The 24,413-nt window shown below is 58.5% G+C and carries 34 protein-coding genes and 1 tRNA gene; 31 read left to right on the forward strand and 4 right to left on the reverse strand.

Annotated features, from left to right (window positions below; all coding sequences use genetic code 11):
- The first annotated feature begins 54 nt into the window (after nucleotides 1–54).
- The 13 genes from ICA15_RS02625 to ICA15_RS02685 all read left to right on the forward strand — a co-directional run bounded on the left by ICA15_RS02625 (nucleotide 55) and on the right by ICA15_RS02685 (nucleotide 12,031).
- Complete coding sequence (locus tag ICA15_RS02625) at nucleotides 55–627, forward strand: phage baseplate assembly protein V (protein ID WP_224450818.1); 573 nt, start codon at nucleotides 55–57, stop codon at nucleotides 625–627.
- Entirely contained in the window at nucleotides 624–968 is a 345-nt protein-coding gene (locus ICA15_RS02630) for a GPW/gp25 family protein (protein ID WP_224450819.1), read from the forward strand. The genes ICA15_RS02625 and ICA15_RS02630 overlap by 4 nt, the downstream gene beginning before the upstream one ends.
- On the forward strand, nucleotides 965–1,876 hold the full coding sequence (locus tag ICA15_RS02635) for a baseplate J/gp47 family protein (RefSeq protein ID WP_224450820.1): 912 nt from the start codon (nucleotides 965–967) through the stop codon (nucleotides 1,874–1,876). Before ICA15_RS02630 ends, ICA15_RS02635 begins: the two co-directional genes overlap by 4 nt.
- Nucleotides 1,876–2,496 (forward strand): phage tail protein I, encoded by a 621-nt coding sequence (locus ICA15_RS02640; RefSeq protein ID WP_224450821.1) that lies wholly within the window; start codon nucleotides 1,876–1,878, stop codon nucleotides 2,494–2,496. Before ICA15_RS02635 ends, ICA15_RS02640 begins: the two co-directional genes overlap by 1 nt.
- Entirely contained in the window at nucleotides 2,489–4,462 is a 1,974-nt protein-coding gene (locus ICA15_RS02645) for a phage tail protein (RefSeq protein WP_224450822.1), read from the forward strand. The genes ICA15_RS02640 and ICA15_RS02645 overlap by 8 nt, the downstream gene beginning before the upstream one ends.
- Nucleotides 4,463–4,464: 2 nt before the next feature.
- Nucleotides 4,465–4,908 (forward strand): phage tail assembly chaperone, encoded by a 444-nt coding sequence (locus tag ICA15_RS02650; protein ID WP_224450823.1) that lies wholly within the window; start codon nucleotides 4,465–4,467, stop codon nucleotides 4,906–4,908.
- Between the two features lie 107 nt (nucleotides 4,909–5,015).
- A complete protein-coding gene (locus ICA15_RS02655; RefSeq protein WP_224450824.1) occupies nucleotides 5,016–6,185 on the forward strand; it encodes a phage tail sheath protein in 1,170 nt (389 codons plus the stop codon).
- A 57-nt stretch (nucleotides 6,186–6,242) separates the two neighbouring features.
- A complete protein-coding gene (locus ICA15_RS02660) occupies nucleotides 6,243–6,758 on the forward strand; it encodes a phage major tail tube protein (RefSeq protein WP_224450825.1) in 516 nt (171 codons plus the stop codon).
- A gap of 52 nt (nucleotides 6,759–6,810) precedes the next feature.
- Nucleotides 6,811–7,140 carry a phage tail assembly protein gene (locus ICA15_RS02665; RefSeq protein ID WP_224450826.1) on the forward strand — a complete coding sequence of 110 codons (330 nt, stop codon included), beginning with the start codon at nucleotides 6,811–6,813 and terminating at the stop codon, nucleotides 7,138–7,140.
- An 8-nt stretch (nucleotides 7,141–7,148) separates the two neighbouring features.
- Nucleotides 7,149–7,268, forward strand: coding sequence for a GpE family phage tail protein (locus ICA15_RS02670; protein ID WP_224450827.1), 120 nt, complete (start codon nucleotides 7,149–7,151; stop codon nucleotides 7,266–7,268).
- The gene (locus ICA15_RS02675; RefSeq protein ID WP_224450828.1) at nucleotides 7,258–10,320 is read left to right on the forward strand and encodes a phage tail tape measure protein; all 3,063 of its coding nucleotides are present in this window, start codon (nucleotides 7,258–7,260) and stop codon (nucleotides 10,318–10,320) included. Before ICA15_RS02670 ends, ICA15_RS02675 begins: the two co-directional genes overlap by 11 nt.
- A 5-nt stretch (nucleotides 10,321–10,325) precedes the next feature.
- Entirely contained in the window at nucleotides 10,326–10,766 is a 441-nt protein-coding gene (locus ICA15_RS02680) for a phage tail protein (protein WP_224450829.1), read from the forward strand.
- Nucleotides 10,763–12,031 carry a phage late control D family protein gene (locus ICA15_RS02685; RefSeq protein WP_224450830.1) on the forward strand — a complete coding sequence of 423 codons (1,269 nt, stop codon included), beginning with the start codon at nucleotides 10,763–10,765 and terminating at the stop codon, nucleotides 12,029–12,031. The genes ICA15_RS02680 and ICA15_RS02685 overlap by 4 nt, the downstream gene beginning before the upstream one ends.
- 38 nt (nucleotides 12,032–12,069) lie before the next feature.
- On the opposite strand, the gene ICA15_RS02690 is transcribed toward ICA15_RS02685, so the two are convergent.
- The 3 genes from ICA15_RS02690 to ICA15_RS02700 all read right to left on the reverse strand — a co-directional run bounded on the left by ICA15_RS02690 (nucleotide 12,070) and on the right by ICA15_RS02700 (nucleotide 13,040).
- Entirely contained in the window at nucleotides 12,070–12,231 is a 162-nt protein-coding gene (locus ICA15_RS02690; RefSeq protein WP_224450831.1) for a hypothetical protein, read from the reverse strand.
- 128 nt (nucleotides 12,232–12,359) lie between these two features.
- Nucleotides 12,360–12,707 (reverse strand): DUF2511 domain-containing protein, encoded by a 348-nt coding sequence (locus ICA15_RS02695; RefSeq protein ID WP_224450832.1) that lies wholly within the window; start codon nucleotides 12,705–12,707, stop codon nucleotides 12,360–12,362.
- A gap of 12 nt (nucleotides 12,708–12,719) precedes the next feature.
- Nucleotides 12,720–13,040, reverse strand: a complete 321-nt coding sequence (locus ICA15_RS02700) for a helix-turn-helix domain-containing protein (protein WP_224450833.1) — start codon at nucleotides 13,038–13,040, stop codon at nucleotides 12,720–12,722.
- Nucleotides 13,041–13,124: 84 nt separating this feature from the next.
- Here ICA15_RS02700 and ICA15_RS02705 point away from each other — a divergent pair, with 84 nt between their 5' ends.
- The 18 genes from ICA15_RS02705 (at nucleotide 13,125) to ICA15_RS02790 (ending at nucleotide 23,934) form a co-directional block, all read left to right on the forward strand.
- Complete coding sequence (locus ICA15_RS02705) at nucleotides 13,125–13,337, forward strand: DNA-binding protein (RefSeq protein WP_224450834.1); 213 nt, start codon at nucleotides 13,125–13,127, stop codon at nucleotides 13,335–13,337.
- A gap of 29 nt (nucleotides 13,338–13,366) precedes the next feature.
- Complete coding sequence (locus ICA15_RS02710) at nucleotides 13,367–13,840, forward strand: YmfL family putative regulatory protein (protein ID WP_224450835.1); 474 nt, start codon at nucleotides 13,367–13,369, stop codon at nucleotides 13,838–13,840.
- Nucleotides 13,837–14,127 (forward strand): ogr/Delta-like zinc finger family protein, encoded by a 291-nt coding sequence (locus ICA15_RS02715; RefSeq protein ID WP_224450836.1) that lies wholly within the window; start codon nucleotides 13,837–13,839, stop codon nucleotides 14,125–14,127. Before ICA15_RS02710 ends, ICA15_RS02715 begins: the two co-directional genes overlap by 4 nt.
- Nucleotides 14,124–14,495, forward strand: coding sequence for a hypothetical protein (locus tag ICA15_RS02720; RefSeq protein ID WP_224450837.1), 372 nt, complete (start codon nucleotides 14,124–14,126; stop codon nucleotides 14,493–14,495). Before ICA15_RS02715 ends, ICA15_RS02720 begins: the two co-directional genes overlap by 4 nt.
- A 75-nt stretch (nucleotides 14,496–14,570) precedes the next feature.
- Nucleotides 14,571–14,804: a hypothetical protein gene (locus ICA15_RS02725; protein WP_149412925.1), complete on the forward strand. Its 234-nt coding sequence runs from the start codon at nucleotides 14,571–14,573 to the stop codon at nucleotides 14,802–14,804.
- Nucleotides 14,805–14,816: 12 nt separating this feature from the next.
- Nucleotides 14,817–17,534, forward strand: coding sequence for a toprim domain-containing protein (locus ICA15_RS02730; RefSeq protein WP_224450854.1), 2,718 nt, complete (start codon nucleotides 14,817–14,819; stop codon nucleotides 17,532–17,534).
- A 25-nt stretch (nucleotides 17,535–17,559) separates the two neighbouring features.
- Nucleotides 17,560–18,378, forward strand: coding sequence for a hypothetical protein (locus ICA15_RS02735; RefSeq protein WP_224450838.1), 819 nt, complete (start codon nucleotides 17,560–17,562; stop codon nucleotides 18,376–18,378).
- 24 nt (nucleotides 18,379–18,402) lie between these two features.
- Nucleotides 18,403–18,750 carry a hypothetical protein gene (locus ICA15_RS02740; RefSeq protein ID WP_224450839.1) on the forward strand — a complete coding sequence of 116 codons (348 nt, stop codon included), beginning with the start codon at nucleotides 18,403–18,405 and terminating at the stop codon, nucleotides 18,748–18,750.
- Complete coding sequence (locus ICA15_RS02745) at nucleotides 18,747–18,953, forward strand: hypothetical protein (RefSeq protein ID WP_080519936.1); 207 nt, start codon at nucleotides 18,747–18,749, stop codon at nucleotides 18,951–18,953. Before ICA15_RS02740 ends, ICA15_RS02745 begins: the two co-directional genes overlap by 4 nt.
- 58 nt (nucleotides 18,954–19,011) lie before the next feature.
- Nucleotides 19,012–19,275 (forward strand): hypothetical protein, encoded by a 264-nt coding sequence (locus ICA15_RS02750; protein WP_224450840.1) that lies wholly within the window; start codon nucleotides 19,012–19,014, stop codon nucleotides 19,273–19,275.
- 2 nt (nucleotides 19,276–19,277) lie between these two features.
- Nucleotides 19,278–19,868: a hypothetical protein gene (locus tag ICA15_RS02755; protein ID WP_224450841.1), complete on the forward strand. Its 591-nt coding sequence runs from the start codon at nucleotides 19,278–19,280 to the stop codon at nucleotides 19,866–19,868.
- Nucleotides 19,865–20,371, forward strand: a complete 507-nt coding sequence (locus ICA15_RS02760) for a class I SAM-dependent methyltransferase (RefSeq protein ID WP_224450842.1) — start codon at nucleotides 19,865–19,867, stop codon at nucleotides 20,369–20,371. Before ICA15_RS02755 ends, ICA15_RS02760 begins: the two co-directional genes overlap by 4 nt.
- Nucleotides 20,368–20,619, forward strand: coding sequence for a hypothetical protein (locus tag ICA15_RS02765; RefSeq protein WP_224450843.1), 252 nt, complete (start codon nucleotides 20,368–20,370; stop codon nucleotides 20,617–20,619). The genes ICA15_RS02760 and ICA15_RS02765 overlap by 4 nt, the downstream gene beginning before the upstream one ends.
- Nucleotides 20,620–20,633: 14 nt before the next feature.
- Nucleotides 20,634–21,500, forward strand: a complete 867-nt coding sequence (locus tag ICA15_RS02770; protein WP_224450844.1) for a phosphoadenosine phosphosulfate reductase family protein — start codon at nucleotides 20,634–20,636, stop codon at nucleotides 21,498–21,500.
- 9 nt (nucleotides 21,501–21,509) lie between these two features.
- Nucleotides 21,510–22,148, forward strand: coding sequence for a hypothetical protein (locus tag ICA15_RS02775; protein WP_224450845.1), 639 nt, complete (start codon nucleotides 21,510–21,512; stop codon nucleotides 22,146–22,148).
- Entirely contained in the window at nucleotides 22,138–22,434 is a 297-nt protein-coding gene (locus ICA15_RS02780; RefSeq protein WP_224450855.1) for a hypothetical protein, read from the forward strand. Before ICA15_RS02775 ends, ICA15_RS02780 begins: the two co-directional genes overlap by 11 nt.
- Nucleotides 22,435–22,436: 2 nt before the next feature.
- Nucleotides 22,437–22,646, forward strand: a complete 210-nt coding sequence (locus ICA15_RS02785; RefSeq protein ID WP_224450846.1) for a hypothetical protein — start codon at nucleotides 22,437–22,439, stop codon at nucleotides 22,644–22,646.
- A gap of 94 nt (nucleotides 22,647–22,740) precedes the next feature.
- Nucleotides 22,741–23,934, forward strand: a complete 1,194-nt coding sequence (locus ICA15_RS02790; protein ID WP_224450847.1) for an Arm DNA-binding domain-containing protein — start codon at nucleotides 22,741–22,743, stop codon at nucleotides 23,932–23,934.
- Nucleotides 23,935–24,067: 133 nt separating this feature from the next.
- Here the strand turns inward: ICA15_RS02790 and ICA15_RS02795 are convergent.
- A tRNA-Ser gene (locus ICA15_RS02795) sits at nucleotides 24,068–24,157 on the reverse strand.
- Nucleotides 24,158–24,413: the final 256 nt, after the last annotated feature.

A 24,413-nucleotide genomic window follows, 5' to 3' on the forward strand; every position in this document is an offset into this window, starting at 1 on the left:
CCCTACAAGGCAACAAGGCTGCGTTCGCGCACGCGTGGCGCCACCATCGGCGCCATGAACGACTTAGCCACCCTCGCCCGCCTGATCGAAAACCTCATCCGCTTCGGCACCATCGCCGCCGTCCAGATGAAGCCACCGCGTGTGCAGGTGAAAACCGGAACACTGACCACCGGCTGGCTGCCATGGCTCGCCCCCAGAGCCGGGGCCGACCGGGAGTGGAACCCGCCAACCGTAGACGAACAAGTCCTGCTTTTCAGCCCTTCCGGCCAACTCGGTAACGGCATTGTCCTGACCGGTCTGTTCAGCGACCTAATCCTGCCCAACGGCGACCGCGAAGGCCTGCACCGGTGCACCTACCGCGACGGCACCGTCATCGAGTACGACAGCGTCGCCCACCACCTCAACGCCACGCTGGCCGAAGGCGGTACCACCAACCTGACCAGCACCGGCGGCATTCACATCGTCGGCCCGATAACTCACGAAGGCGATTACACCCAGACCGGCAACCAAAACATCACAGGCATGGTCACCGTCTCCAAAGACGTCATCGCGGCCAGCATCAGCCTGGTTAAGCACCTGCACGGCGGTGTGATGTCTGGCGGTGGCAAAACGGGGAAACCGGAATGAACCGAGAAACCGGGGCGGCCATCAACACCGTCGAACACATTGCACAATCCATGACCGACGTCCTGAGTACTCGCCTCGGAACACGCGTGATGCGCCGCGAGTACGGCAGCTTACTGCCTGAACTGGTGGATCATCCATTCAACGACACCACCCGCTTGCGTGTGTACGCCGCCACCGTCATGGCCTTAATGCGATGGGAGCCCCGGATCAGCCTCAGTCGTGTGCAGTTCCTCGGTGCAACGCTGCAAGGCCAGTCATTTCTGGATATTGACGGCAGCATCGTCGACACCAACGAGCCGCTGAGCCTGAGCGTGCCCCTCAAACTAGGGGGCGGCGTATGAACACCTTCGTCGCTATCGACCTAGGCCAGCTACCGGCGCCGCAGATCGTCGAACAGATCGATTACGAGCAGATCCTTGCCGAGCGCAAGGCCTACGCCATCAGCCTGTGGCCGGCCGAGGAACAAGCGGCAATCGCCGCGCGCCTCGACATTGAATCAGAACCTCTGACCAAACTGCTCGAGGAGAACGCCTACCGCGAAACCATCTGGCGTCAGAGGGTCAATGAGGCGTCTGTCGCCAACATGCTTGCGCTGGCCAAAGGCACCGATCTGGAGAATCTGGCCGCCAACTACAACGTAAAGCGACTCACCATCCAAGTCGCCAACCCATCAGCGGTACCGCCCATTCCGCTGCTGATGGAAAACGACGACAGCCTGCGCGAACGAGCGCAAATGGCTTGGGAAGGCTTGAGTACCGCTGGGCCGCGTAATAGCTACATCTTCCACGCACGGTCTGCCGACGGTCAGGTGGCCGATGCTACCGCCGAAAGCCCTGCACCGGCGGAAGCCGTAGTGACGGTGCAATCGGTATTGGGCGACGGCACCGCCTCGCCGACATTGCTTGCGACCGTAACAGCCTATCTTAGTGACGACGACCGTCGCCCGGTAGCGGATCGGCTCACCGTTCAAAGCGCCGAGATCCTCAGCTACCAGGTCAAAGCCAAGTTATTTTTGATGACATCCGGCCCCGAGAGCGAATTAATCCTGGCCGCCGCCAACGCCCAGTTGCTGACCTTCGTACATCAACGACGTCGTCTGGGCTTGGAAGTCTCCGAGTCCATCATTCACGCCTCGCTACACGTCGAAGGCGTACGCAAGGTTGTCCTGGAAGACTGGATCGATATCGTCGCCGCTAAGTACCAGGCCCCGTACTGCACAAACATCGAGCTAGCGCTGGGGGTTGAATGATGGCCGACATGCCACTTCTCCCGGGCAATTCGACACCGTTGGAGCGTCAGGCAGCCCAAGCCCTGGCGCAGATCCAGCGCGTCCCTATCCCGCTGCGCACTTTGTACAACCCGGATCTGTGCCCGCTGCCCTTACTGCCATACCTGGCTTGGGCTTTTTCGGTGGATCGCTGGGACAGCAAATGGACCGAAGCGGCTAAGCGCGCGGCTTGCCATGCGGCGTACTACGTTCACTCACGCAAAGGGACTATCGGATCTTTGCGCCGCGTCGTAGAACCACTCGGGTACCTGATTGATGTCGTGGAGTGGTGGCAAACCGAACCGGTAGGCCCTCGCGCCACCTTCGCACTGAAAATCGGAGTACTCGATACTGGTATCACCGAAGAGATGTATCAGGAGCTTGAGCGCCTGATTGATGACGCCAAGCCCGTCACCCGGCACCTGACCGGGCTGGCGATCAGTCTGGAAACCCAAGGCAATTTAGATATCGCCGTGTCCGTCTACGAAGGCGACGAAATCGACGTTTACCCACCCGTCATGCGTGACATCGAGGTCACCGGCAGCTTTGGCGTGGTCGGTCGCGAACACACCATAGACACCCTGGACGTTTATTATGATTGATGCGAATTCGCAGTTTTTCGCGATCCTCACGAACGTGGGGATGGCCAAGCAGGCGAACGCCGACGCGCTCGGCATTGCCTGGAAACTCACGGAAATGGGCGTTGGAGATGCCAACCCGGGCGGGCTGGCTGATCCGCCAAATCCGATTCCGTCGGCCGCTCAGACCAGGTTGCTCAACGAGTGGCGGCGCAAGCCGCTGAATCAGCTGCGGGTTGACCCGGTCAACTCGGCAGTGATCATCGCCGAGCAGATCATTCCGGCCGATGAGGGCGGTAAGTGGATTCGCGAAATGGGCCTCTACGATGCCGACGGCGATCTGGTCGCGGTGGCCAACTGCGCGCCGAGTTTCAAGCCGTCGCTGTCGCAAGGCTCGGGGCGCACGCAAGTTGTGCGGATGAACTTCGTGGTCACCAGTGCCGGCAACATCACGCTAAAGATCGATCCGGCAGTTGTGCTGGCGACCCGCGAGTATGTCGATTCGCGCATTCTGGATGAGCTGAGCAAGCTTGACACTAAGCAGTCTGTGCGCGTGGCCACCACGGCCAACATCAATCTGGTTGGCTTGCAGACGATTGATGGTGTCGCGCTGGCCGCCGGTGATCGAGTGCTGGTGAAAAACCAGACTGCCGCCAAGGAAAATGGCCCCTATGTGGCAGCGGTTGGCGCCTGGGCGCGGGCCAAGGATGCCGACAACAACACGAAGATGACGCCGAATCTGACGGTTGCTGTCGAGGTTGGTGCGACGCAAGCCGACACGATCTGGCAACTGGTGACCGATGGCGTGATTGTCGTGGGCACCACGGCGCTGACGTTCAAGGACATCACCGACGGATTCGCTCGACTGTTGTCGCCAAGTTTAGCCGGGAATCCGACCGCTCCAACGCCGGCACAATACGACGCCAGTAAGTCGATCCCGACGACTGAGTTTCTCAAACGGCGAGGGGCTGAATACTCGGGCACCAGTTGGTTATTGGCGAGCACGGTTCTTTCAGCGGCTCATGTCGGCGGGTATCACACATTTGCAAGCCCGACGCCAGTTACAGCGACGCTGCCGCCGCTGGCAGGCATTCCTCAAGGCGTCACCATCGGGTTGGCGAATACGAATGATGGTGTGGTTAATGTCGTAGCCGCTTCTGGCGAAACCATGTACATCCCGACCGGCGTCATTGGCGCTTTGTCGTTGGGCTTGGGCGATACGGCTGAATTCACCCAAGTCGGCAGCCAGTGGCGTTTAAGCGGCGGAACGGTGGCGTTGCGATTTGCCGGGACAATGAGCGGGGCACATTTTCTCACTCAACCCCAGTTTGATGACAGCAATAAGCTGGCCACGACGGGGTTTGTGAGAAGGGCGAGCGGAAGTTTCAGCGGGCAAACGAACATCACTACGGCTGCCGCCAATTTGACTTCTGCAATGGCGGGGAGTCGGATCGTGGTCACCGTGTCCGGTGTTCTGACGCTGCCGGTGTTGTCCACCATTCCTATCGGGACAAAGTTCTATATCCAAAACTCGTCATCGGGCGACGTTGTGGTTAACCGACAAGGTGCGGATGTCATTGTGGCGTTAGCCAATACCTTGACCGGCATCACTGTTCCACCGCAGTCAGTCGGTGTTTTGGCGCGTGGGGAATCTAACTGGGTATTTGAGGAGGGGCCTGCGGCTCTCAAGTACGCCACGGAATTTGCCTCCAGCATCGGCGCCTCAGGTTGGGCGCGGCGGCCGGACGGGCTGATCGAGCAGTGGGGCGTCGGTGTCACGGATGCCAACGGTTATGTTTATGTGTCTTATCCGCGTGCATTTACCAAGGGTGTGCGGAATGTGACGCCGGTGCATCTTGGCTCCGCCCCCCTGCTGCATGCGGTCATGGACGTAGGGTTTACCTTGCAGGGTTGCAGAATTCTTGTGAAAAACTCGGCGGGTGGTTCTTCGGCAAACTGGCAGGTTTTCTGGCGCGCATTGGGAGATTGAACATGGAAAAGATTATTTACTTCAGTCCGTCGACCTGTGGCGCGTATGAGCCGGCGCTTCACGGTGGTGATATGCCCGAGGACGTGGTCGAGGTGGCCGAAAGTGTTTGGCTGGGCTTGCTTGCAGAGCTGGAGCGCAAGCCAAAACAAATGTCGTCGCGACCTGATGGCCAGCCTGTGCTGATTGATCCGCCTCCGCTCGATCCTGATGCACTGGCGGCTGCCGAGCGGGCTTGGCGTGACACGCAACTGGCCCAAACCGACCCAATGGTGTCAAGGCATCGTGACGAAGTGGAGGACGGGGATGAAACCTCGCTCACAGCCGGACAATATGCAGAGCTGCAGTCCTACCGACGACAATTGCGAGACTGGCCACAAGGCACGCAGTTTCCATTAGTCGAGCATCGTCCTACCGTGCCGCAATGGCTGACCGGCCAACCACAGTAAGGCACGTCGCGCTGTAATCCCTGCCATTACAAACCCGCGCGCTCGCCCATCCGGCGCGCGCGCGGCAGCCTGTGCACTGTCATCCCATCTACTGCGCAGGCAAAACCATGGCCGATTATCTTCACGGCGTGCGGGTGCTCGAACTCAACGACGGCACCCGCCCCATTCGCACAATTCCCACCGCTGTCATCGGCCTGGTTTGCACTGCCGACGATGCCGACCCCGTAGCTTTCCCCTACGACACGCCGGTACTGCTGACCAACGTGCAGACTGCTGTCGGCAAGGCGGGTACCACAGGCACCCTGGCAGTGTCCCTGCAAGCGATTGCCGATCAGACCAAACCCTACGTCATCGTGGTGCGTGTCAAAGAAGGCGAAACCGAAGCTGCGACCATCACTGCCCTGATCGGTACCACCACCGCAGACGGCAAATACACCGGCATGAAAGCTCTGCTCGCCGCGAAGGCCCGAGTCGGCATGGTGCCGCGCATCCTCGGTGTGCCTGGACTGGACAGCCTGCCGGTGGCCACCGCCTTGGTTAGCATTGGTCAGCAGTTGCGTGCCTTCAACTACGTCAGTGCCTGGGACTGCAAAACCAAGGAAGAGGCCGTCGCCTACCGTGAGAACTTCGGCGCCCGGGAAGTGATGGTCATCTGGCCGGACTTCCAAAACTGGGACACCGTAACCGGTGCAACGGTGAAGGCCTCGGCCATCGCTCGCGCCCTCGGCCTGCGTGCCAAGATCGACCAGGAGGTGGGCTGGCACAAAACCCTGTCCAACGTGGCTGTCAATGGCGTCACCGGCATCAGCGCAGACGTGTTCTGGGATCTGCAAAACCCGGCCACCGACGCCAACTACCTCAACGGCAATGAGGTCACCACCCTCATCAACGAAGGCGGCTTCCGCTTCTGGGGCAGTCGGACCACCAGCGATGACCCGCTGTTTGCTTTCGAGAACTACACCCGCACCGCCCAGATCCTCGCCGACACCATGGCCGAGGCGCAGATGTGGGCCATCGACAAACCCATGAATCCCTCCCTGGTGCGCGACATCATCGAAAGTAACAACGCCAAGTTCCGGGAGCTGATCGCACAGGGTTACCTGTTGGGTGGCAGCTGCTGGTACCCGGAAGATATCAACGACAAAGACACCCTCAAGGCCGGCAAGCTGTACATCGACTACGACTACACGCCGGTGCCACCGCTGGAAGACCTCACGCTGCGGCAGCGCATCACTGACCGCTACCTGATCAACTTCGCCAGCAAGATCAACAGCTAATTCGGGCCTCCCCGCAAGGGGAGCTAACCCCGTGCCTGCGCACCGGAGAACACCGCCATGGCCATGCCACGCAAACTCAAAAACCTGAACCTCTTCAACGACGCCAACAGCTACGTGGGTGTGGTGAAGTCGGTCACCCTGCCCTCGCTCGGCCGCAAGATGGAAGCCTATCGTGGCGGCGGCATGAATGGCCCGGTCAAGGCTGACCTCGGCTTCTCCGACGACGGAATCCAGTTCGAATGGAAGACTGGCGGTCTGGATCTGATTTCTCTGAAACAGTTTGCTGCCGTCAACGCATCAGGTGTTGCCCTACGCTTCTCTGGACCTTTCCAGCAGGACGACACCGGTGAAATCAGCACGGTTGAAGTGGTCATGCGCGGCCGTCACGAAACCATCGAGATGGGTGACGCTCAACCAGGTGAAGACACCGAGCACAGCATCACCACCACCTGCACCTACTACAAATTGACCGTCGACGGCGAGGAGATCATCGAAATCGATCTGCTCAACTTCATCGAGAAGGTAAACGGCGTCGACATGTTGGAAGCGCAACGCACCGCGATGGGCCTTTAATCACCCTCCGCCCTCGATCAAGGGCGGCTCACCCTGCAATTTGGAGCAACACATGAAACCTGTAGACACCACCGAAGTTTTGCCGACTGTAGAAGACAACACCGTCACCCTCGACACACCAATCAAACGCGGCAATACCACCATCGACACCATCACCTTGCGCAAACCTGCCTCGGGTGAGCTGCGCGGCGTGCAGCTGGTCGAGCTGCTGAACATGGACGTGGCCACCCTTATCAAGATCCTGCCGCGCATCAGCAGCCCTGGCATTACCGCCCCGGAAGCCGCCGGCATGGACCCGGCCGACCTGTTGGCCTGTGGTAGCAAGATTTCCGGTTTTTTGTTGCAGAAGTCGGTGAAAACGGAAGCATCCCTCGTTGCGTAGAGGACGCCATGGCAGACCTGGCCGTGGTCTTTCACTGGGCGCCGGCTGACATGGATCAGTTGGACCTGCAAGAACTGATGGAATGGCGCGAACGCGCCAGGGTGCGGAGTTCCACCGATGGCGAATGACTTAAAACTTCAGGTACTGCTCAACGCCATCGACCGGGCGAGTGGTCCACTGAAGGCCATCGACAAGGGCGGCGTTGGTGCTGCCCGTGCCCTCAAGGAAGCCCGCGACAAGCTCAAGGAACTCAACGCCCAACAGAAGGACGTCAGCGCCTGGCGCACTCAGCGCGCTGCCGCCGAACAAACAGAGCAAGCCCTCGGAGCCGCCCGTGACAAGGTCCGGGCACTCAGTCAACAGTTCGCAGCCACCGGCGCTCCGACCAAGGCTATGGCCAAAGATTTCCGCACCGCCGTTCGCGAAGCGCAGAAACTCAAGGAACAACACCAACAGCAGAATGAACAACTCCAGACCCTGCGCACGAAGCTCTACAGCGCGGGTATCAGCACTAAAGACCTCGGCACTCACGAACGCCAGCTGCGCGAGCAGATAGGCGCAACCAACGCCACGATCAGCGAACAGGGCAAGCGACTGGTCGCGCTGAATGCCCAGCAGAAACGCATGTCCACCGAGCGTGCCAAACTGGCGAAGACCCAAAGTCTTGCCAGTGACATGGCGGTCAACGGTGCCGCCGGGTTGGGCGTGGGATACGCCGCAAGTCGACCGCTGGCCAAAGCTGTGGGCGCATTCGCACCGAACGAAGATTCGGCCACGCAGCTGAAGGTGTCGATGATGGACGGCACCGGCAAGGTCGCCGAGGACTTCAAAAAGATCACCGACCTTGCCACCAAACTGGGCGACCGCTTGCCCGGTACCACCGCCGACTTCCAAGAGATGATGACCATGCTGCGGCGCCAAGGCCTCAGCGCGCAAAGCATCCTTGGCGGTACCGGCGAAGCGGCCGCGTACCTGGGCGTGCAGTTGAAAATGCCGGTGGCTGAAGCCGCCGAGTTCGCGGCCAAGATGCAGGACGCCACACGCACCACCGAGAAGGACATGATGGCGCTGATGGATACCATCCAGCGCGGCTTCTACTCGGGCGTTGACCCGACCAACATGCTCCAGGGGTTCAGCAAAATCGCGCCGGTGATGGACACCATCAAAAAGTCCGGCATCGACGCGGCCAACGAACTGGCGCCTCTGCTAGTTATGATGGACCAGGCCGGCATGGAAGGCGGCGCCGCCGGTAACGCTTTCCGGAAGATTTTTCAGGCAGGCTTGGATAAGGACAAGGTCGAAGACGTCAACAAGATCCGCCAGTTGAAAGGCCAAAAGATTCAGTTCAGCTTCACCAACAAAGACGGCAACTTTGCCGGTCTGGAGAACCTGTTCGCCCAGGTCGAAAAGCTCAAGGCGCTCAACGACGAAGACCGCACGGAGACCATCAAGGATCTGTTCGGTGACGACTCCGAAACCATGACCACCCTCAACACCATGATGAACAAGGGGCTGGCGGGTTACAAAGAGGTCCAACAGAAGCTTCAGAACCAAGCCGATCTGCGCACGCGTGTCAACGAACAGCTCAGCACCCTGACCAACGTCATGGAGGCCGCTGAAGGCAGCTTCACCAACGCCATGGCCGAGTTCGGCGCCGCCGTTGCACCCGAACTGAAGGAGCTGATCAGCACCTTGGGCGAGATCGCGAACAAGATTGGTGCCTGGGCCCGGGAGAATCCGAAACTGGCAGGTGGCTTGGTCAAAGTCGTGGCGTTGGTGGCTGGTCTCTCGTTCGTGTTTGGAGGTCTGGCACTGACCCTAGCTAGTCTGCTCGGCCCCTTCGCCGTGGTTCGCTATGGCATGGCGATGTTCGGTGTGCAAGGTGGCGGCACGCTGCGGATCATGCAGAAACTGGCCCCTACCCTGACCGGTTTGGCGCGCAACGCCTTCCCAATGCTCGCGCAGGGAGTTCGGATGTTGGCCAGCACCATGGGGGGCGCCCTTATCACCGCATTACGGACCGTGAGCATTGCGCTATGGGGGCTGGCGGCAAACCCGGTGGTACTCGCCATCGCGGCCGTCGTCGCGGTGCTCGCTGGGGCGGCTTATTTAATTTACAAAAACTGGGACGCGGTAAAGCTCTACTTCGCCAGTGCCTGGACCGAAATCAAAGCGGGTTTCAGCGGTGGTATCGGCGGCATTCTCACCACCCTGGCCAACTTCAGCCCCGTCGGTCTGATCTACCAGGCCTTTGCTGAGGTGCTGAGTTACCTGGGCGTCGACCTTCCCAGCCGATTCACCGAGTTCGGCAACATGATCGTCAACGGCCTAGTCAACGGTCTATTCGCCGGCATGGGACAAATCAAAGGGGCGATTACCTCAATCGGCGACTCAACGATTGGCTGGTTCAAGGAAAAGCTGGGCATCCACAGCCCGTCGCGAGTGTTTGCGGAGCTGGGTGGCTTCACCATGGCCGGCCTGACGCAAGGACTTGAAGGCGGAGAGAAAGGCCCACTCCAGGCCGTCAATCAACTCAGCAAGCAAATCACCGAGGCCGGGGCGTTTGCGCTCGGCGCACCGGCAATACCACCACCAACGTTTGACACTACGGCGTTCGTTGCGCCTGTCGCGCAGGCTAAGGAAACCCGAACGGTCGCACTTGGACCTCTCGCCGAGCAACGTCCGACAGCGGGCGCCGATGGTGGTGGGCTGCTGCCGACCATCGTCAACTTCGGCAAGCAACTGGCCACTGGAGCATTGGCGTTCGGCGCACCGGCAATACCACCAGCAACGTTTGACACTACAGCGTTCGCTGCGCCTGTTGCGCAGGCTAAGGAAACCCGAGCGGTCGCACTTGGACCTCTCGCCGAGCAGCGTCCAACAGCGGGCGCCGATGGTGGTGGGCTGCTGCCGACCATCGTCAACTTCGGCAAGCAACTGGCCACTGGAGCATTGGCGTTCGGATCGATGTCCATGCCGTCCTTCGCCATTGATGACCGTGCGCCCCTCAGCCCTGCGCCGGTGCCGGCCTACGACAGCCACGACCACTACGAGATCAACATACACACCACGCCCGGGATGGATGCGCAGGCGATCAGCCGTGCCGTGCGTACCGAACTGGCTCGCATCGCGAGCGAAAAAGGCGCCCGCCAGCGCAGCAAACTGTCCGATCTGGAGTAATTCTCATGATGCTTGCCCTGGGCATGTTCGTCTTCAGCTTGTCGACCCTCGCCTATCAGGAGCTGCAACGACAAACCGAATGGCGCCACGCCAGCAGTAACCGCGTCGGCGCAGCCCCTGCACGGCAGTTTGTCGGGCGCGGGGACGACTCCATCACTCTCCCTGGTGTCATCCTCCCGGAGCTGGCCGGCAGCGCTCTGAGTCTCGACGCCCTGCGTCTGATGGCCAACACCGGCAAGGCCTGGCCCATGGTCGAAGGCAGCGGCCGGATTTACGGCTTATGGGTGATCGAAAGACTGAGCGAAACCAAGACCATTTTTTTTCGTGACGGCACGCCACGGCGTATCGAATTCACCATCAGCCTCAAACGCATCGACGATGACCGCATTGATTTGCTCGGCGCCGGTACCACAGCAGGCATCAGCATCATGAGGTCGCTGCTGTGATCGATACCGCCATCTCCCGTGTCACTGGTTTTCTGGATGACACCGTCGAACGCTACCGTCGCGAGGCCGCGTACCCGGTGCCGGCGTTCCGCATCACCGTCGACGGAAACGACATCGCCAAACTGATCAGCCCGCGGCTGATGAGCCTGGACCTGACCGATAACCGTGGCATCGAGGCCGATCAGTTGAGCATCACCCTCAGCGACCATGACGGCCTGCTGGCCATCCCGCCAAAGGGTGCAGTCATTCGGCTCTGGCTCGGTTGGAGCGACACCGGCCTAGTCGACAAAGGCACCTATACCGTAGACGAAACCGAACATAGCGGCGCCCCGGATGTGCTGAGTATTCGCGCCCGCTCTGCGGATCTGCGCAAAGGGCTCAAGACCAAACGCGAACGCAGCTGGAGCAATACCACGCTCGGCGACGTCCTGGGCGACATCGCCATGGGTAACGGCTTAACCGCGACCATCGCTGGTGTCCTCGACGGATTACCCATTCTGCAGCTCGACCAGGCAAACGAATCCGACGCCAACCTGATCAGCCGCGTGGGTGAAGAGTTCGACGCTGTGGTTACCGTCAAGGCTGGTTGCCTGCTATGCCTACCGGCGGGCGGCGGCAAGACCGCCAGCGGCGCCGAGCTGCCACACATCACCCTGACACGCGCTGACGGTGACCAACACCGCTACCTGCAAGCCGACCGCGACAGCTACGACGGTGTGCGGGCCTACTTCTATGACGTGAACAGTGCCAAGAAACAGGAAGCCATCGCAGGCGGCGGCGAAAATCTCAAGGATCTGCGCCACACCTTCAGCGACCGTCAATCAGCCTTGCGCGCCGCCCGGGCCGAGTTCAACCGCCTGCAACGCGGCAGCGCCACGCTGAGCTACACCTTGGCGATGGGACGCCCCGATCTGATTCCCGAACTGACCTACACGCTCCAGGGCGTGAAGCCGGAGATCGATGAAATCATCTGGTACGGGGGGAACGTGCAGCACACCCTTAGTGCAGACAACGGCTATACCGTGAGCCTGGAGCTTGAAAGCAAGCTGCCGGAAGATACCGTTGATGACTTGGCCGAAGAAAATAAGGGAGACTTCACCGGTATCATCGCGCACTACCGCGACAAGAAAACCGGGAAGGAAAAGACCGTCACAGCCGGGGATCAGAGCAAACCACGTCGGCTACGGTGGCTGTACGCCAGCGAGAAGACAGCGAAGCGGGCGGTGGATCGAGAGTGGAAGCGCATGCAGGCAGACAAGGCTTGACTCAGAAAAGAGGAGCCCGGCACTTGGCCGGGCTCTTTTTATTTCGAGATTAGTAACACATCCAGAAAGCGAATAATGTCCTGCTTGCTCACTTCATCGAGTTGCCTGAACAACTGCACAACCATCCGTTCGCGCTCATTGAGTTGCGCCAGATCGTTTGCCTCAGACTGGTTATTTTGCTGCTGGTTGTTTACCGACATGTATCACTCCATTTGACACGTTCAGGTACCCGGCACCTCATCGGTGCCGACCAAAGCACCCGGGAGTGAGCGATTCTCAGCATGTTTTGGTGTGTCACCAGCCTACGAAAAGAAATTTTGTAAAAAGTTTAAGGCGCCGGACACAGATCTATCGCTCGCTGCGAGATGCTGACGTGATCCATTTTCACAGACGGTATCCAGCGGCTGGGCTTGGCTAGGTCTCTGGCATCAGACCAGCCACGCTCGCTGGCGATTTTGAGTGCGCTAGCATTGAGCGCATAGAGAGTACCTTCCGATGTCTTCATCAATGCCTTGGGTGGATTTGGCTCACAGGACAGCTCTACGCTCTCAACAGTAAACGGCCAGCTATCACCGAAGTCCTTGCTGCTGACCGTTTCAGTTTTGCTATCTGCACCGCAGCCGGCCAAAGCCAAAAACGTGCCTGCTCCGATTAGTGCCAACATCCCTTTAAACATTTGTTGCCTCCCCTATTTTTTTCCGCTGAACGCAAGCATCAATCGCTTCACAGCCTCTTTGTCTTCGCTAAGAAGACCGCGCACGTTCATCACCATTTCTAACTCATCAATCGCGATGAGCTGATCCGAGACCGGGACTCGCCGGCCTGTCACGACGTAAAGCACATCCACACCTAATTCTTCGACGGCAGCCAAGTACTTCGCATCCGGCGTACCGGTGCCTTTCTCATAATTTATTTGGGTGGTTTTACCGACACCGCCAGCAGCACCTAAATCAGTCTGGCTGAGGCCTAGACGCGACCTTTCTTCCTTCAGCCGTTCACCGATGGTCATATTTTTGAACCTCAAGCGTTGACAGGTTCAAATTACTGAACCAATATCATCAAACCATTACGCGAAATCACACGAATTCAAACTATGCACGCCACCTACGCACCCGAGCAAGCCTGCCAGGCCGCTAGAACGCGCTTGGAACTACAGGGTATTTCCGTCAAAGACTTCGCCATCAAAAACGATCTGCATCCTTCAACTGTGTATGCGGTGCTAAACGGGCAGAAAAAGTGCCTTCGCGGAGAAGCTCACCGCGCCGCCGTACTGCTCGGCATCAAAGACGGTGTCGTCACAAACTAGGGCTGTTGGCTCAGGGAGGAAACCAGAAGATGAAACGTCCAGTTCTAGCCAACAGAAGAGATGTCGTTAGCGCAGTCATTTGCGCTTATGAAGGCGGTCGGATCTACGCCGCTGCTGATCTAGGAATGCCCCTCAAAAAGTTTGATAACCAAGCCTACGAGAATGCCGGTAGTCGCCCTCTGAGCGACGATCATATTCATCGGCTTGAGCAGGTAGCAGGCACGACCTATTTGCCGGATTACATCGCAGCCAAATACGGCGGGATGTTTGTACCCGTAACAGCCTCGGCAGATCTGGATAACGTCGAGTTGTACAACCGCTCAGTCAAGGCCGCAGCCAAACGTGGAATGGTCGATCAGATCATTGCCAAGGCTTTGGACGACGGAGTTATTGAAGCCGGGGAAGCTGAAGCGATTGTCAGGGCTTTGATGCACTACATGTCCGCTCGCTACTCAGAGGTACTGGCGACCATCCAACTACACAGCCGGGGGTTCGCTGGGTGAGCACATACAAACTGGTTTGCCCTCACTGCCACGGCCGCATGCGAATTCGCACCAGCGAAGGCACACATATTTTTCTACGAGTGGCTTATCTGCAATGCACCAATGAGGCCTGCGGGTGGTCGGTCCGTGCCCAGTTCGAAATGACCCATGAAATGAGTCCGAGCGGCATGGCCAACCCCACCGTAAAGCTGCCCGTGGCAGACATCGCTTTGCGTAGGGCTGCGATGAAAAGTGCCGATGATCACCCCGACCTGCTGGACCAAATGGAAATGGAGTGCGCGCAATGAACCATGAACAGCTTGATCACGACTATCGCAGCAGTATGCAACGAGCGGCATTCGCCTACTTGCAACGACATGAAGCTCAGCACCTGGTGGACTCGGATCTGCTCTTTGAGAACTGCGTTCGCCACATGACCACCGCGCTGGAAGTGCCGGTGTTCATGGCACAGCAGCTGGTGCACAACGCATGGACTGAATTGCATGTCATCAACCAGCGTAAATGGATTGGCGTGGACTGGGGTCGTGATGCCAGCTCCACCGTCGTCCATCTGGTGGACATTCGGGCCAACCAACGATACCCGGTAGCTGCACGCCAACTACCACAAACGCTGCTCGCCCTACGCGAATCGGCGCTCAAGCAAAACCCGCAATAACCCCTCTTTAACCAACCCGCCCTGCCCCGTTTCCAATGGGTTTGGGTGAGCTTTGCCCGCAATCCGAGGTGGACCATGGAAATCGACATCGCCATCACCGCAAAACTGCCCCGCGACCAGGCCGAGGCACTGCTCCAGGACCTGCGTGCGCAGTACGCGTTGCTGTTCAACGAGCATTGGTATGACGACCGTTTCCGCATGATCCCCGAGGGCTTGCGGCACGGTTCGTTGCTGGTGGCGTTCCCCGCGCTGGCCGCACGAAAAAGCCTGATTGGCGCCCTTAAACACAGTCTCGACGAAGCGAAGTAAGCCACGATGGAAATGGAACAAAGGCTGCGAGCCGACGTCATCCAGCGCATTGAGCGGGATTACCAGCTCAAGCACATGGCCAACACCAATTACATGCGCAAGGGTGTATGCCCTGCCTGCGGCCAGAAGACCCTTTACACCTTCTACGATTCGCCCTGGACATTGATCTGCGGCCGACCAGAAAAGTGCGACCACCGTGTCCACGTGAAAGACGTCTACGACGACCTGTTCAACGAATGGAGCAAGACCGCCCCGTCAACGCCGGACAACCCCCTTGCCACGGCACGCGCTTACCTTGAGTTTGCCCGGGGCTTCAAATTTGAACTCATCGCCGGTTGGTTCACCCAGGACAACTACTGGGATGGCCGGCAGAATATCGGCAGCGCCACGGTGCGTTTCACCCTGGAAAAAGGTGGGTACTGGGAGCGCCTGATCGATCGGCCAGACCGCTTCGGCAAAATGAAAGCACGCTTCCGCCCCACCGGCGAAGGCTTGACCGGTTACAAGGGCGTCTGGTGGTGTCCGCCGAGCGTGGACCTGTTGGAGGTCGACGAACTTTGGATTACGGAAGGCATCTTCGACGCTATCGCGCTGCTGCATAACGACGTGTCGGCCGTGTCGATGATGTCTAGCGCGCCCTGCCCGATCGACTCACTCAAGGCCCTTGCCAAACTTCGCCACGACGCTGATAAGCGTTTGCCACTACTTGTGTGGGCACTGGACAACGAACCCGTCGCCAAGGCCAACATGCGCCGCTGGGTGAAAGAGGCCCGCGACCTAGGCTTCACCTGCAAGGCAGCGTTGATCCCGCAGCCCAACGGAAAAAAGTTTGATTGGAACGACCTGCACCTGCGCTGGAAACCGATCGAGGGTGACGACAAACGCGCCGAGCGTATCGAGCAGGATCTCGACGAGGCCCGCCACCACGGCGACCTGCTGCTGGCTGACTCGGCAGAGGAAAAGGGCTTTCTCATCTACCTGCGCGACGAGCGCAAGGAATTCAATTTCACATTCCGCAAGCGCCTGTACTGGTTCCGGCTGGACCTTGATAAGTACGACCGCGCCATGGGCGATCTGGAAAGTTCTGATCGGCATGAAGACCAACTGCTCACTGAGGAACAGCGGCGCTACAAGGCACTACGCCAATCCGGTTCAGTGACCAGCATCGCCAACTGCAATTTCCAGGCGCTGTATTACATGCGCAACGACCTCACCGATGAGGCCTGGTATTACTTCCGCATCGAGCGTCCGCAAGGGCCGGCCATCAAAAGCACGTTCACGGCCAAGCAACTCACATCGGCGCCTGAGTTCGCGAATCGCCTGCTCAACGTCTCCAATGGCGCGATGTTCGAGGGCAGCGCCCAGCAACTGAAGCGGATTCTGGCGCCCCAGCTCGATTGCCTGAAAACCGTCAACACCATCGAATGGATCGGCTACAGCCGCGACCATGGTGCCTATGTCTTCAACGACCTGGCCTTTCACGGCGGCAAGGTTCAGGTGCGCAACAAGGAAGACTTTTTTGACCTCGGCAAGCTGAGCATCAAGTCACAAAGCCAGTCGCCGGTGCTGCATATCAACACCGACCTCAATGCCTACAACGAAGGTTGGTTCGACATTTACTGGCGCTGCTTTGGCGTACAGGGCCTAGTGGTTCTGGCCTGGTGGCTAGGCGCGTTGCACGCCGAGCAGATTCGCCAGATCCACAAGTCGCTGATGTTCCTGGAGCTGGTGGGCGAAGCCGGCTCGGGCAAAACCACGTTGGTGGAGCTGCTGTGGAAATCGGTTGGGCGTACTGATTACGAAGGCTTCGACCCGTCCAAAGCAACGGCCGCGAGCCGTGCACGAAACTTTTCGCAGGTCAGCAACTTGCCGGTGGTGCTGATCGAGTCTGAGCGTGAACAAAAGGAAGGCCAGCCAGTTAAACACTTCGACTGGGACGAACTGAAAACCGCCTACAACGGCCGCAGCGTTCGCTCCACTGGCGTGAAAAACAACGGTAACGACACCCATGAACCGCCGTTCCGTGCCGCCCTGCTGATCGCACAGAACAACCCGGTGAACGCATCAGAACCAATTCTGCAGCGTATCTGCCATGTCCACCTGACACGCGAGCACCACACGCCGGAGACCAAGCAGTACGCCGAGCAGTTGGAGCGCATGCCGATGGACAGCATCAGCGGCTTCCTGGTCAAGGCGCTGCAACGCGAAACCGAAACCATGCGCCTGATGGAAGAAAACACCTCCGGCTACGAACAGGAGCTGCTGGCCCTGCCCGGCGTGCGCACCGTGCGTATCGCCAAGAACCACGCCCAACTGCGCAGCCTGGTGGACGCATTGGCCGGAGTTGTGCCGCTCGGCGAGCGCCGAAAGGCCCTTGCGCACGCCGAAATCAACCGCATGGCACTGGAGCGGCAACAGGCAATCAACGCCGATCACCCAACCGTTCGCGAATTCTGGGACCTGTACGAATTCCTCAACGGCATGGACGAGAAAGGCGCGCTGAACCATGCGCGCCGAGACGAGCTGATCGCTGTGAATCTCAATGAGTTCGTCGAAATGGCTGCCAACAAACGCCAGCAAGTGCCCCCACTCAGTGATCTGAAGCGCCTGCTCAAGACCAGCAAGTCACCCAAGTTTCTGGAGTCGAACAAGCCCGTCAACTCGGCGCGGTCGCTCGACGCTTTCGACAAACCGAAAACCATTCGCTGCTGGGTATTCCAGGGCGCATAACCACCGCAACAACAGGAGCAACACCATGCAAAACGAACTCAAAGCAGCCATTCGCTTCAACGACTTCACCGCGTACTTCGGCGCGCGGGGGGTACTGGCTATGGCTTGGTGGATGGGGGCTGTGCATGCCGCCCGGATTCGTCAGGACCAGAACAGCTTCCCGTTCCTTCAGATCGTCGGTACCGCTGGCAGCGGCAAGACTCTTCTGTTGGATTACCTCCAAAAGCTGAACGGGCAAACGCCTTACTCCCATGCACTTGCCCATGCCACTCCGGCCGGGCGAGCGCGCACATTTGCCAGCGCTGGGCAGCGGATTGTTATTTGCGAAGAACACGGTGAGTTGGGCCAGACCATCGATTGGGATGAACTGAAGCCGCTTTTTAGCGCAGGCAGCGTCAGCCTGCGCTCGGGGGACGGTCAGAGTGAAGAAGTGACATTCCGCGGTGCTCTGGTGATAACCGCAAGCCAGCCACTGGACTGTAGTGATGCGGTCACCAGCCGAATGGTTATGCTCGATCTTTCAGCTGCCGACGCCCATACACCCAGAGTCAGGCCAGAAGCCATCGGGAACCTCAACGCATCGGAAGCAAGTGCATTCGGTATCGAGGTAAATCAGGCCGGCGAATGGATTTGCGGCAGTCTTCAGGCTTTTTTGCCTGCATGCCAAGGCCAGCTCACTCGTAAATACGGGGCATCCCTGAACGGGCGTACAGCCCTCAACTGCGCACAAATGATCTGTCTCGTTGATCTGCTCTGCAATCTTCTTGCTATTCCGCAGGACCTTCAGCTTGAGACCAGGAAGCTGGTTCACGACATCGCCTTCCTCGACACGATGCCCTATTGATCGGCCTTCGAAAGGAGAATCCGCATGAATACGCCTGCCCATAAACAGCAAATCAACTGGTTTCAGCAGTTGCAAGAGTTCGAAGCCAAGCGCCCCGCCATCCGGAAGGCCGGTATCGAGGCACTGAGCCGCCTGATCCCTGTCGCCCAGCGCGATACAGGCCAAAGCGCGGTGATTGGTCGCTTCCTGCTCGGGCTCTACAACGGCCGCGACTACCCCTTTGTGCTCACCAGCCTGCGCGGTCTGGACACTTCGCTATTCGACGACTGCCTGGCGGTGCTGCAACTCGACTACTCGCCAGAGCAAGAGGTGCATACGTACATCCCCGACGGCGATGCGATCTGGGAAGAGCTGATAGGTACATGGGCATGAAATGGGCGCCGAAACGCAACAGGGATGGGCAAGTCCAGCAGAACTGCTGGGTTACCGACAACGGCTACACCGTCGCGCTGTGCCGGTTGCCAGAGTCGCGCTACCCCGTAACTCGGCCAGGCGGCGAGCTGCCTTTCGCTTATGCGAAAGACCGGGACGAAGTGATAACGATCATTGAGCAAGACCAGGCCAAACCGGCCTGAAAGATGGTGTCGAGGAGCGCCAACTCCCCGACACCTACCACTACAAAGGAGCAGCACCATGCAAGCACAGAACCCAAGCAGCAGCGGAGCAGAGGCTAGCACAACAGCCTTCAAAGTCGGCGACAAGGTGAACTTCGTCGTCACCCGGGAGACCGGCCGCACAATCAACATGAGTTCCAAACAAGGAGAGGTGGTTGAAGTCACGCGCTCCATGGCGCGCGTGAAATACCGAAACGGCCGAAAGGTATGGGTTCCTTTCGACCTCATGACACCAGACGGCCAGCCCAACGCACTAACACGCATGCTCATGGGAGGGCAGTGATCATGTCTGACTTCTTCTACAAGTCCAGCGAGCCAGAAACCGTTGCGATCGTTCGTGACTTCTACATTCAGAAGGACATACACAGAGCCCAGCTGGCGGTGCTTGGCTCGATGTTCGGCGGGAAGGTCGCTCCAATGCGGGACATCACCTCACACTTTGCGGGTGGTGTGAAACTTACAGGCGGTGCTGAGCTGGATGCGCACTGGTGCCGCGCTGATGACTACGGCTATCGCTCACTGCGCAGCACCGCCAAGCTAGCCAAAGGCATGTCGAAGGAAGATCGCGCAGCAATTCGGGCTGAGCATGAACGCCTGGTTGCCTTGTGGGCAGAGCATTGCCCAAAACGGCTCAGCTCCCATGAATATTGGCAGCGGTTGGGAGTAAACACGGGCCACTTGCTCATGAGCGGCGGGGTCAAGCTTGAACTCGACGGCACCGCGTACTTTCACTTGGGCTTTCAAATCAATGAAGCCGAGCACCTGGCCAACGTAGCGGCTGGGAAGCCTTCCTGCGGTTGGATTAACGGCGCAGTGGAGATCCTGGCGAGCCAATACGAGTCCGCACGCGTAGCGAAGCTGGAGCGGCAGTCATGACCAAGACAATTCTCGATCCTTGCTGCGGGAGCAGAATGTTTTGGTTCGACAAGAAACACCCGGCAGTCATCTTCGGTGACATCAGAACCGAGCAAAAAAACCTGTGTGATGGTCGGACACTGACCATCTGCCCCGACGTGACACTTGATTTCCGTGACCTGCCCTATGCGGACGGCGCCTTCAAGCTGGTTTCTTTTGATCCTCCACACCTGGTGCGTGCGGGGGCTGAAAGTTGGATGAAGGCCAAGTACGGGGTGCTCAACCCGACTACATGGCAGGAAGATCTGCGCCGGGGCTTTGCGGAGTGTTTTCGTGTGTTGGCCACCGACGGTGTATTGGTTTTCAAGTGGAACGAAACACAGATCCGCACCAGCCAAATTCTGTCGCTGACAGATCAGCAACCACTGTTCGGGCACCCGAGCGGCAAGAAAGGTGGCACGCACTGGATTGTTTTCATGAAGGCCGAGGTATCACGGCCTCCCACCGTTTCGGAGGCCGTATGACTGTTTTTCTGCTGCTTTACCTGTGCGCGGATGCATCCCGGACGGATTGCCAAGTGGTGAAGGCTGACAGTTGGAATGGTCCCTACGCCTATGAGCAATGCACCGACGTCGTGCCAAGTCTGACCGAGGCGCTGACGGCACCCAACCGAAAGCGGCATCGGTTCGTTTGCGAGATCCAGCGTGACGTAGCGAAACCCGCAGACCATAAGGCTCAGCCGGCGTTCATTCACAAATCGTATCGGATGTAAAAAGGAGAACAGCTATGCACTCACTATCTCCCTACAAATTATCCGGGCCGACTGTGGTGAGCTTTTCCGGCGGCCGTACCAGTGCCTACATGTTGCGGCAAGTACTGGACAACAACGAAGACTGGACCGATCTGGTGGTCACTTTCGCCAACACGGGAAAAGAGCACCCCGCCACCTTGGAGTTCGTGCAGGAATGCGCCGAGCGCTGGGCCGTGCCAATTGCCTGGCTGGAGTTCCGCGACGATGAAGCTGGATTTGCTGTAGTGCATTACGCCACTGCTAGCCGCCAAGGCGAACCGTTCGAGGCTCTGATCCGCAAGCGCAAGTACCTGCCCAACCCGGTGACCAGGTTCTGCACCATCGACCTTAAGATTAGGATCATCCACAAGTACCTGCGCAGCCTGGGGCTTTCCACCGAGGAAGCGCCGGTAGACATGATGACCGGCATCCGTGCGGATGAGCCACTCCGGGTGGCAAAGATTCGTGTCCGAAAAAGCACTAGTGAAAGCAGATGGGCTTCGATGGTCATGCCATTGGCTGATGCCGGTATCGGCGTGCAGGACGTGACGGATTTCTGGGCAAACCAGCCGTTCGACCTGAAGTTGACGACCATTAACGGCCGCACTCTTGAAGGTAACTGCGACCTTTGCTTCCTAAAGGGTGCAAAGCAGGTCTATTCCATCATCGCCAGCGACCGCCCCAAGGCAGCGTGGTGGGCAAGGATGGAAAGCGAGGTGGTATCAGGTGGCAGGTTCACCGGCGACGGTGACCGTTTTCGATTCGACCGCCCCAGCTATCAACAAATGATCGACTACTCCGATACCCAATACGACATGTTTGCCGAGCACGACGAGGCTATTGCCTGCTTCTGCGGCGATTAAGGACAGACCATGAATACAACCATTGAACGACCAATTTTATTCAGCGGCGCCATGGCGCAAGCAATCCTCTCCGGCCAGAAGACAGTCACGCGCCGCGAGGTGAAACGCGACTGGATTCAGTCGGTGCAAACACCTATTGAAACCAGCCCTGGCTTTTTCCATTTCTGGTGCAGCGGGGAACATGCGTGCCCGTATGGGCGCCCCGGTGACCGGCTTTGGGTGCGCGAGGCTTGGCAAGCTGACGCTCAAGTTAATGCGGTTGCACCGAGAGACCTTAGCCAAGGCGAGCCGATCCAGTACCCAGCAGATGGGGCTGTCAGGCATACCGGTTGCTCGATGATCACACCGGGAAAAACGCGTCCATCCATTCACATGCCTCGCTGGGTCAGCCGCATCCTGCTGGAAATTACCGAAGTGCGCGTTGAGCGGCTGCACGCGATTACCAATGAGCAATGCAGTGCCGAAGGAGCGAGGGGAGGTCACGGCTCAATCCCCGGTTACATCTACAGCGCCACAGTGCAAGAGCACTTCCGATACATCTGGGAAAGCACCGGCGGCGACTACTTGGCGAATCCTTGGGTTTGGGTAATCGAGTTCAAGCGGGTGATGCAAGGCATGGCAGCGGAGGGTGAACGTGATGACGCATAAGTGCTACCGCCGCGACCCGAACGTGCGCGTTATCACCGACCTGGTGAGCAACGAGCAAATGCAAGCCGTTTTCCAAGGCACTAACTTCGGGCACACAGACTTCCGAGGGCTACTAGCCCAGGGCTGCATCAAGGCTCTAGCAGGTTGGCACCAGGGCCACACGCTGACAACGATCCTCGATGAGTTGCGTCTGATCAGCTGGAACAAGCAGACCAGCAAGATCAAGGTCACAGCCAAAGGTCGCCACTATATTTGGCTGGCCTTCAAAGGCCGTCCGGGAGTGTAACCATGAACAACGGTAAATCCTTCCCTTGGAACCTCGACCTAACCGGCGTCTGTGACCAGTGCGGTAGATCCCGTGCCCACGGCAACCACCAGAAGTGCAGCAAAGCGCGCCAGGCCTTTAATGCCAAGCGCCGGGCCGAGGAAGCCCAAGCCGGGGCCACACCGGCACCTAGAAAAAGCGCCGGGCTGTTCTGGTTACTTCGCCAGCAGTGATCGGCAACACTTCACCGCAATACACAAGGGCCCGGAGACGGGCCTTTTTTCTTTCACTTGGAAGAATCTTTCAATACATCGCGTGGGGACGCATATGGCAGATGGCGTAGAGGCCCGTGGCAATTCAGTACGGGTCTATTTTCGTTTCAATGGTGAGCTGTGCCGGGAGCTGGTTCCCGGTGGCAACACACCGGAAAACCGTGAGCATGCGAAGCGCCTGGTGACAGTGATCGAATATGAGATACAGGCTGGCACCTTCGATTACCGCCGGCATTTTCCCGAGTCGACCAAGCTGGCCGAGAACAGTTTCGGGCACTACCTGGACCTTTGGTTGACCATCAAGAGCAACAGCGTGGCCGCGACTTCTTTCCGTGGGTACAAGAACAAAGCCGAAGTCCATGTGCGGCCGCGTTGGGGTGACGTTCAGATCGATCAGATTGACCACTTGGACCTGCAAGAGTGGATCCAGGGGCCGCTGTCGAAGCGGCTGAAAAACAAGACCATCCGCGACATCATCAGCAATGTGCGCCAGGTGTTCCGGTTGTACCGCACCCGGAAGAAAGTTGCACACGACCCAACCGAGGGGTTGTTCGTGCGTCTGCCCGATCCAGAGGCACCGGACCCGTTCACCAGGGCGGAAATCAAGCAGATTCTCGAAACACATACCAGCCGCACCCAGGAGCTACTGATGGTGCAGTTCATGATTTGGGCAGGCCCACGGGTGTCGGAGACCATTGCGCTGGCCTGGGAGGATGTCGATCTGAAACAGGGCACGGTGACTTTTCGCCGGTCGAAGGTGCGCGGGGCCTACCGAGTGACCAAAACCCGACGTTCGACACGCAAAGTGCGCCTGCTGGAGCCCGCCTGGGATGCCTTACGCAAACTGGACGCCATCAACCAGCTCAAGACCGTGGACACCGTGGATGTCGTCGAGCGAGACAACAAGACTATCCGCAAGCACAAGCTGCACTTTGTTTTCCTGAACACAAAGAGCGGCCTGCCGCACGTCAGCGACTTTGTCGTGAGGGACAGGTTCTTCAAAGCGCATTTGAAAGCGGCCGGCGTTCGTTATCGCGGTCCTGGCCAGTGCCGACACACCTACGCCAGCCAGTTGCTCACCACCGGCGTGGCTTCGGTTGACTGGATCGCGGAACAGATGGGCCACACCAGCGCGAACATGATCCGACAGCACTACGGCATGTGGATCAACGAGGATGGCCCGGACGTCATCGGCATGCTGCAACACGCCTTGGGTGTTCAGCCACCAGATCGTGACAAAGCCCCGTAAACCGGGGTTAAAACACGGGCAATTCAGCAGCCTGTGTTCCCATGGATGTTCCCATATGGGCCTTTTTTGACCCTCTGAAAACACAAAACCCCTGAAAACTTCAACGTTTTCAGGGGTTTAGTCGTTTCAAATTTGGCGGTGAAGGAGAGATTCGAACTCTCGATACAGTTTCCTGTATACACACTTTCCAGGCGTGCTCCTTAAGCCACTCGGACACTTCACCGTATCTCTTCAAACATGTTCTGTCTGTCGAGGCGCGCTAATGTAGTCGAAAGCTTTTCCGATGGCAAACTTTTTTTCAGAATTTTCATGCGGTTAAGAGAAAAAGTGGTTTTCCCCGCCGACGAGCCATGGCAAACCGGCCAATCTTCGGTGAGGGCGCTCCTTCTATATAGAAGCAGAATGGCTCACCGCGCTGGCTACACCGGGAAACGGTGACCGGCGGGTCAGTCACGGCGCTTTACCTGGCCTGCGGTGGT

Source organism: Pseudomonas sp. P116 (assembly GCF_020149425.1).
GTDB classification, from domain to species: Bacteria; Pseudomonadota; Gammaproteobacteria; order Pseudomonadales; family Pseudomonadaceae; genus Aquipseudomonas; species Aquipseudomonas anatoliensis.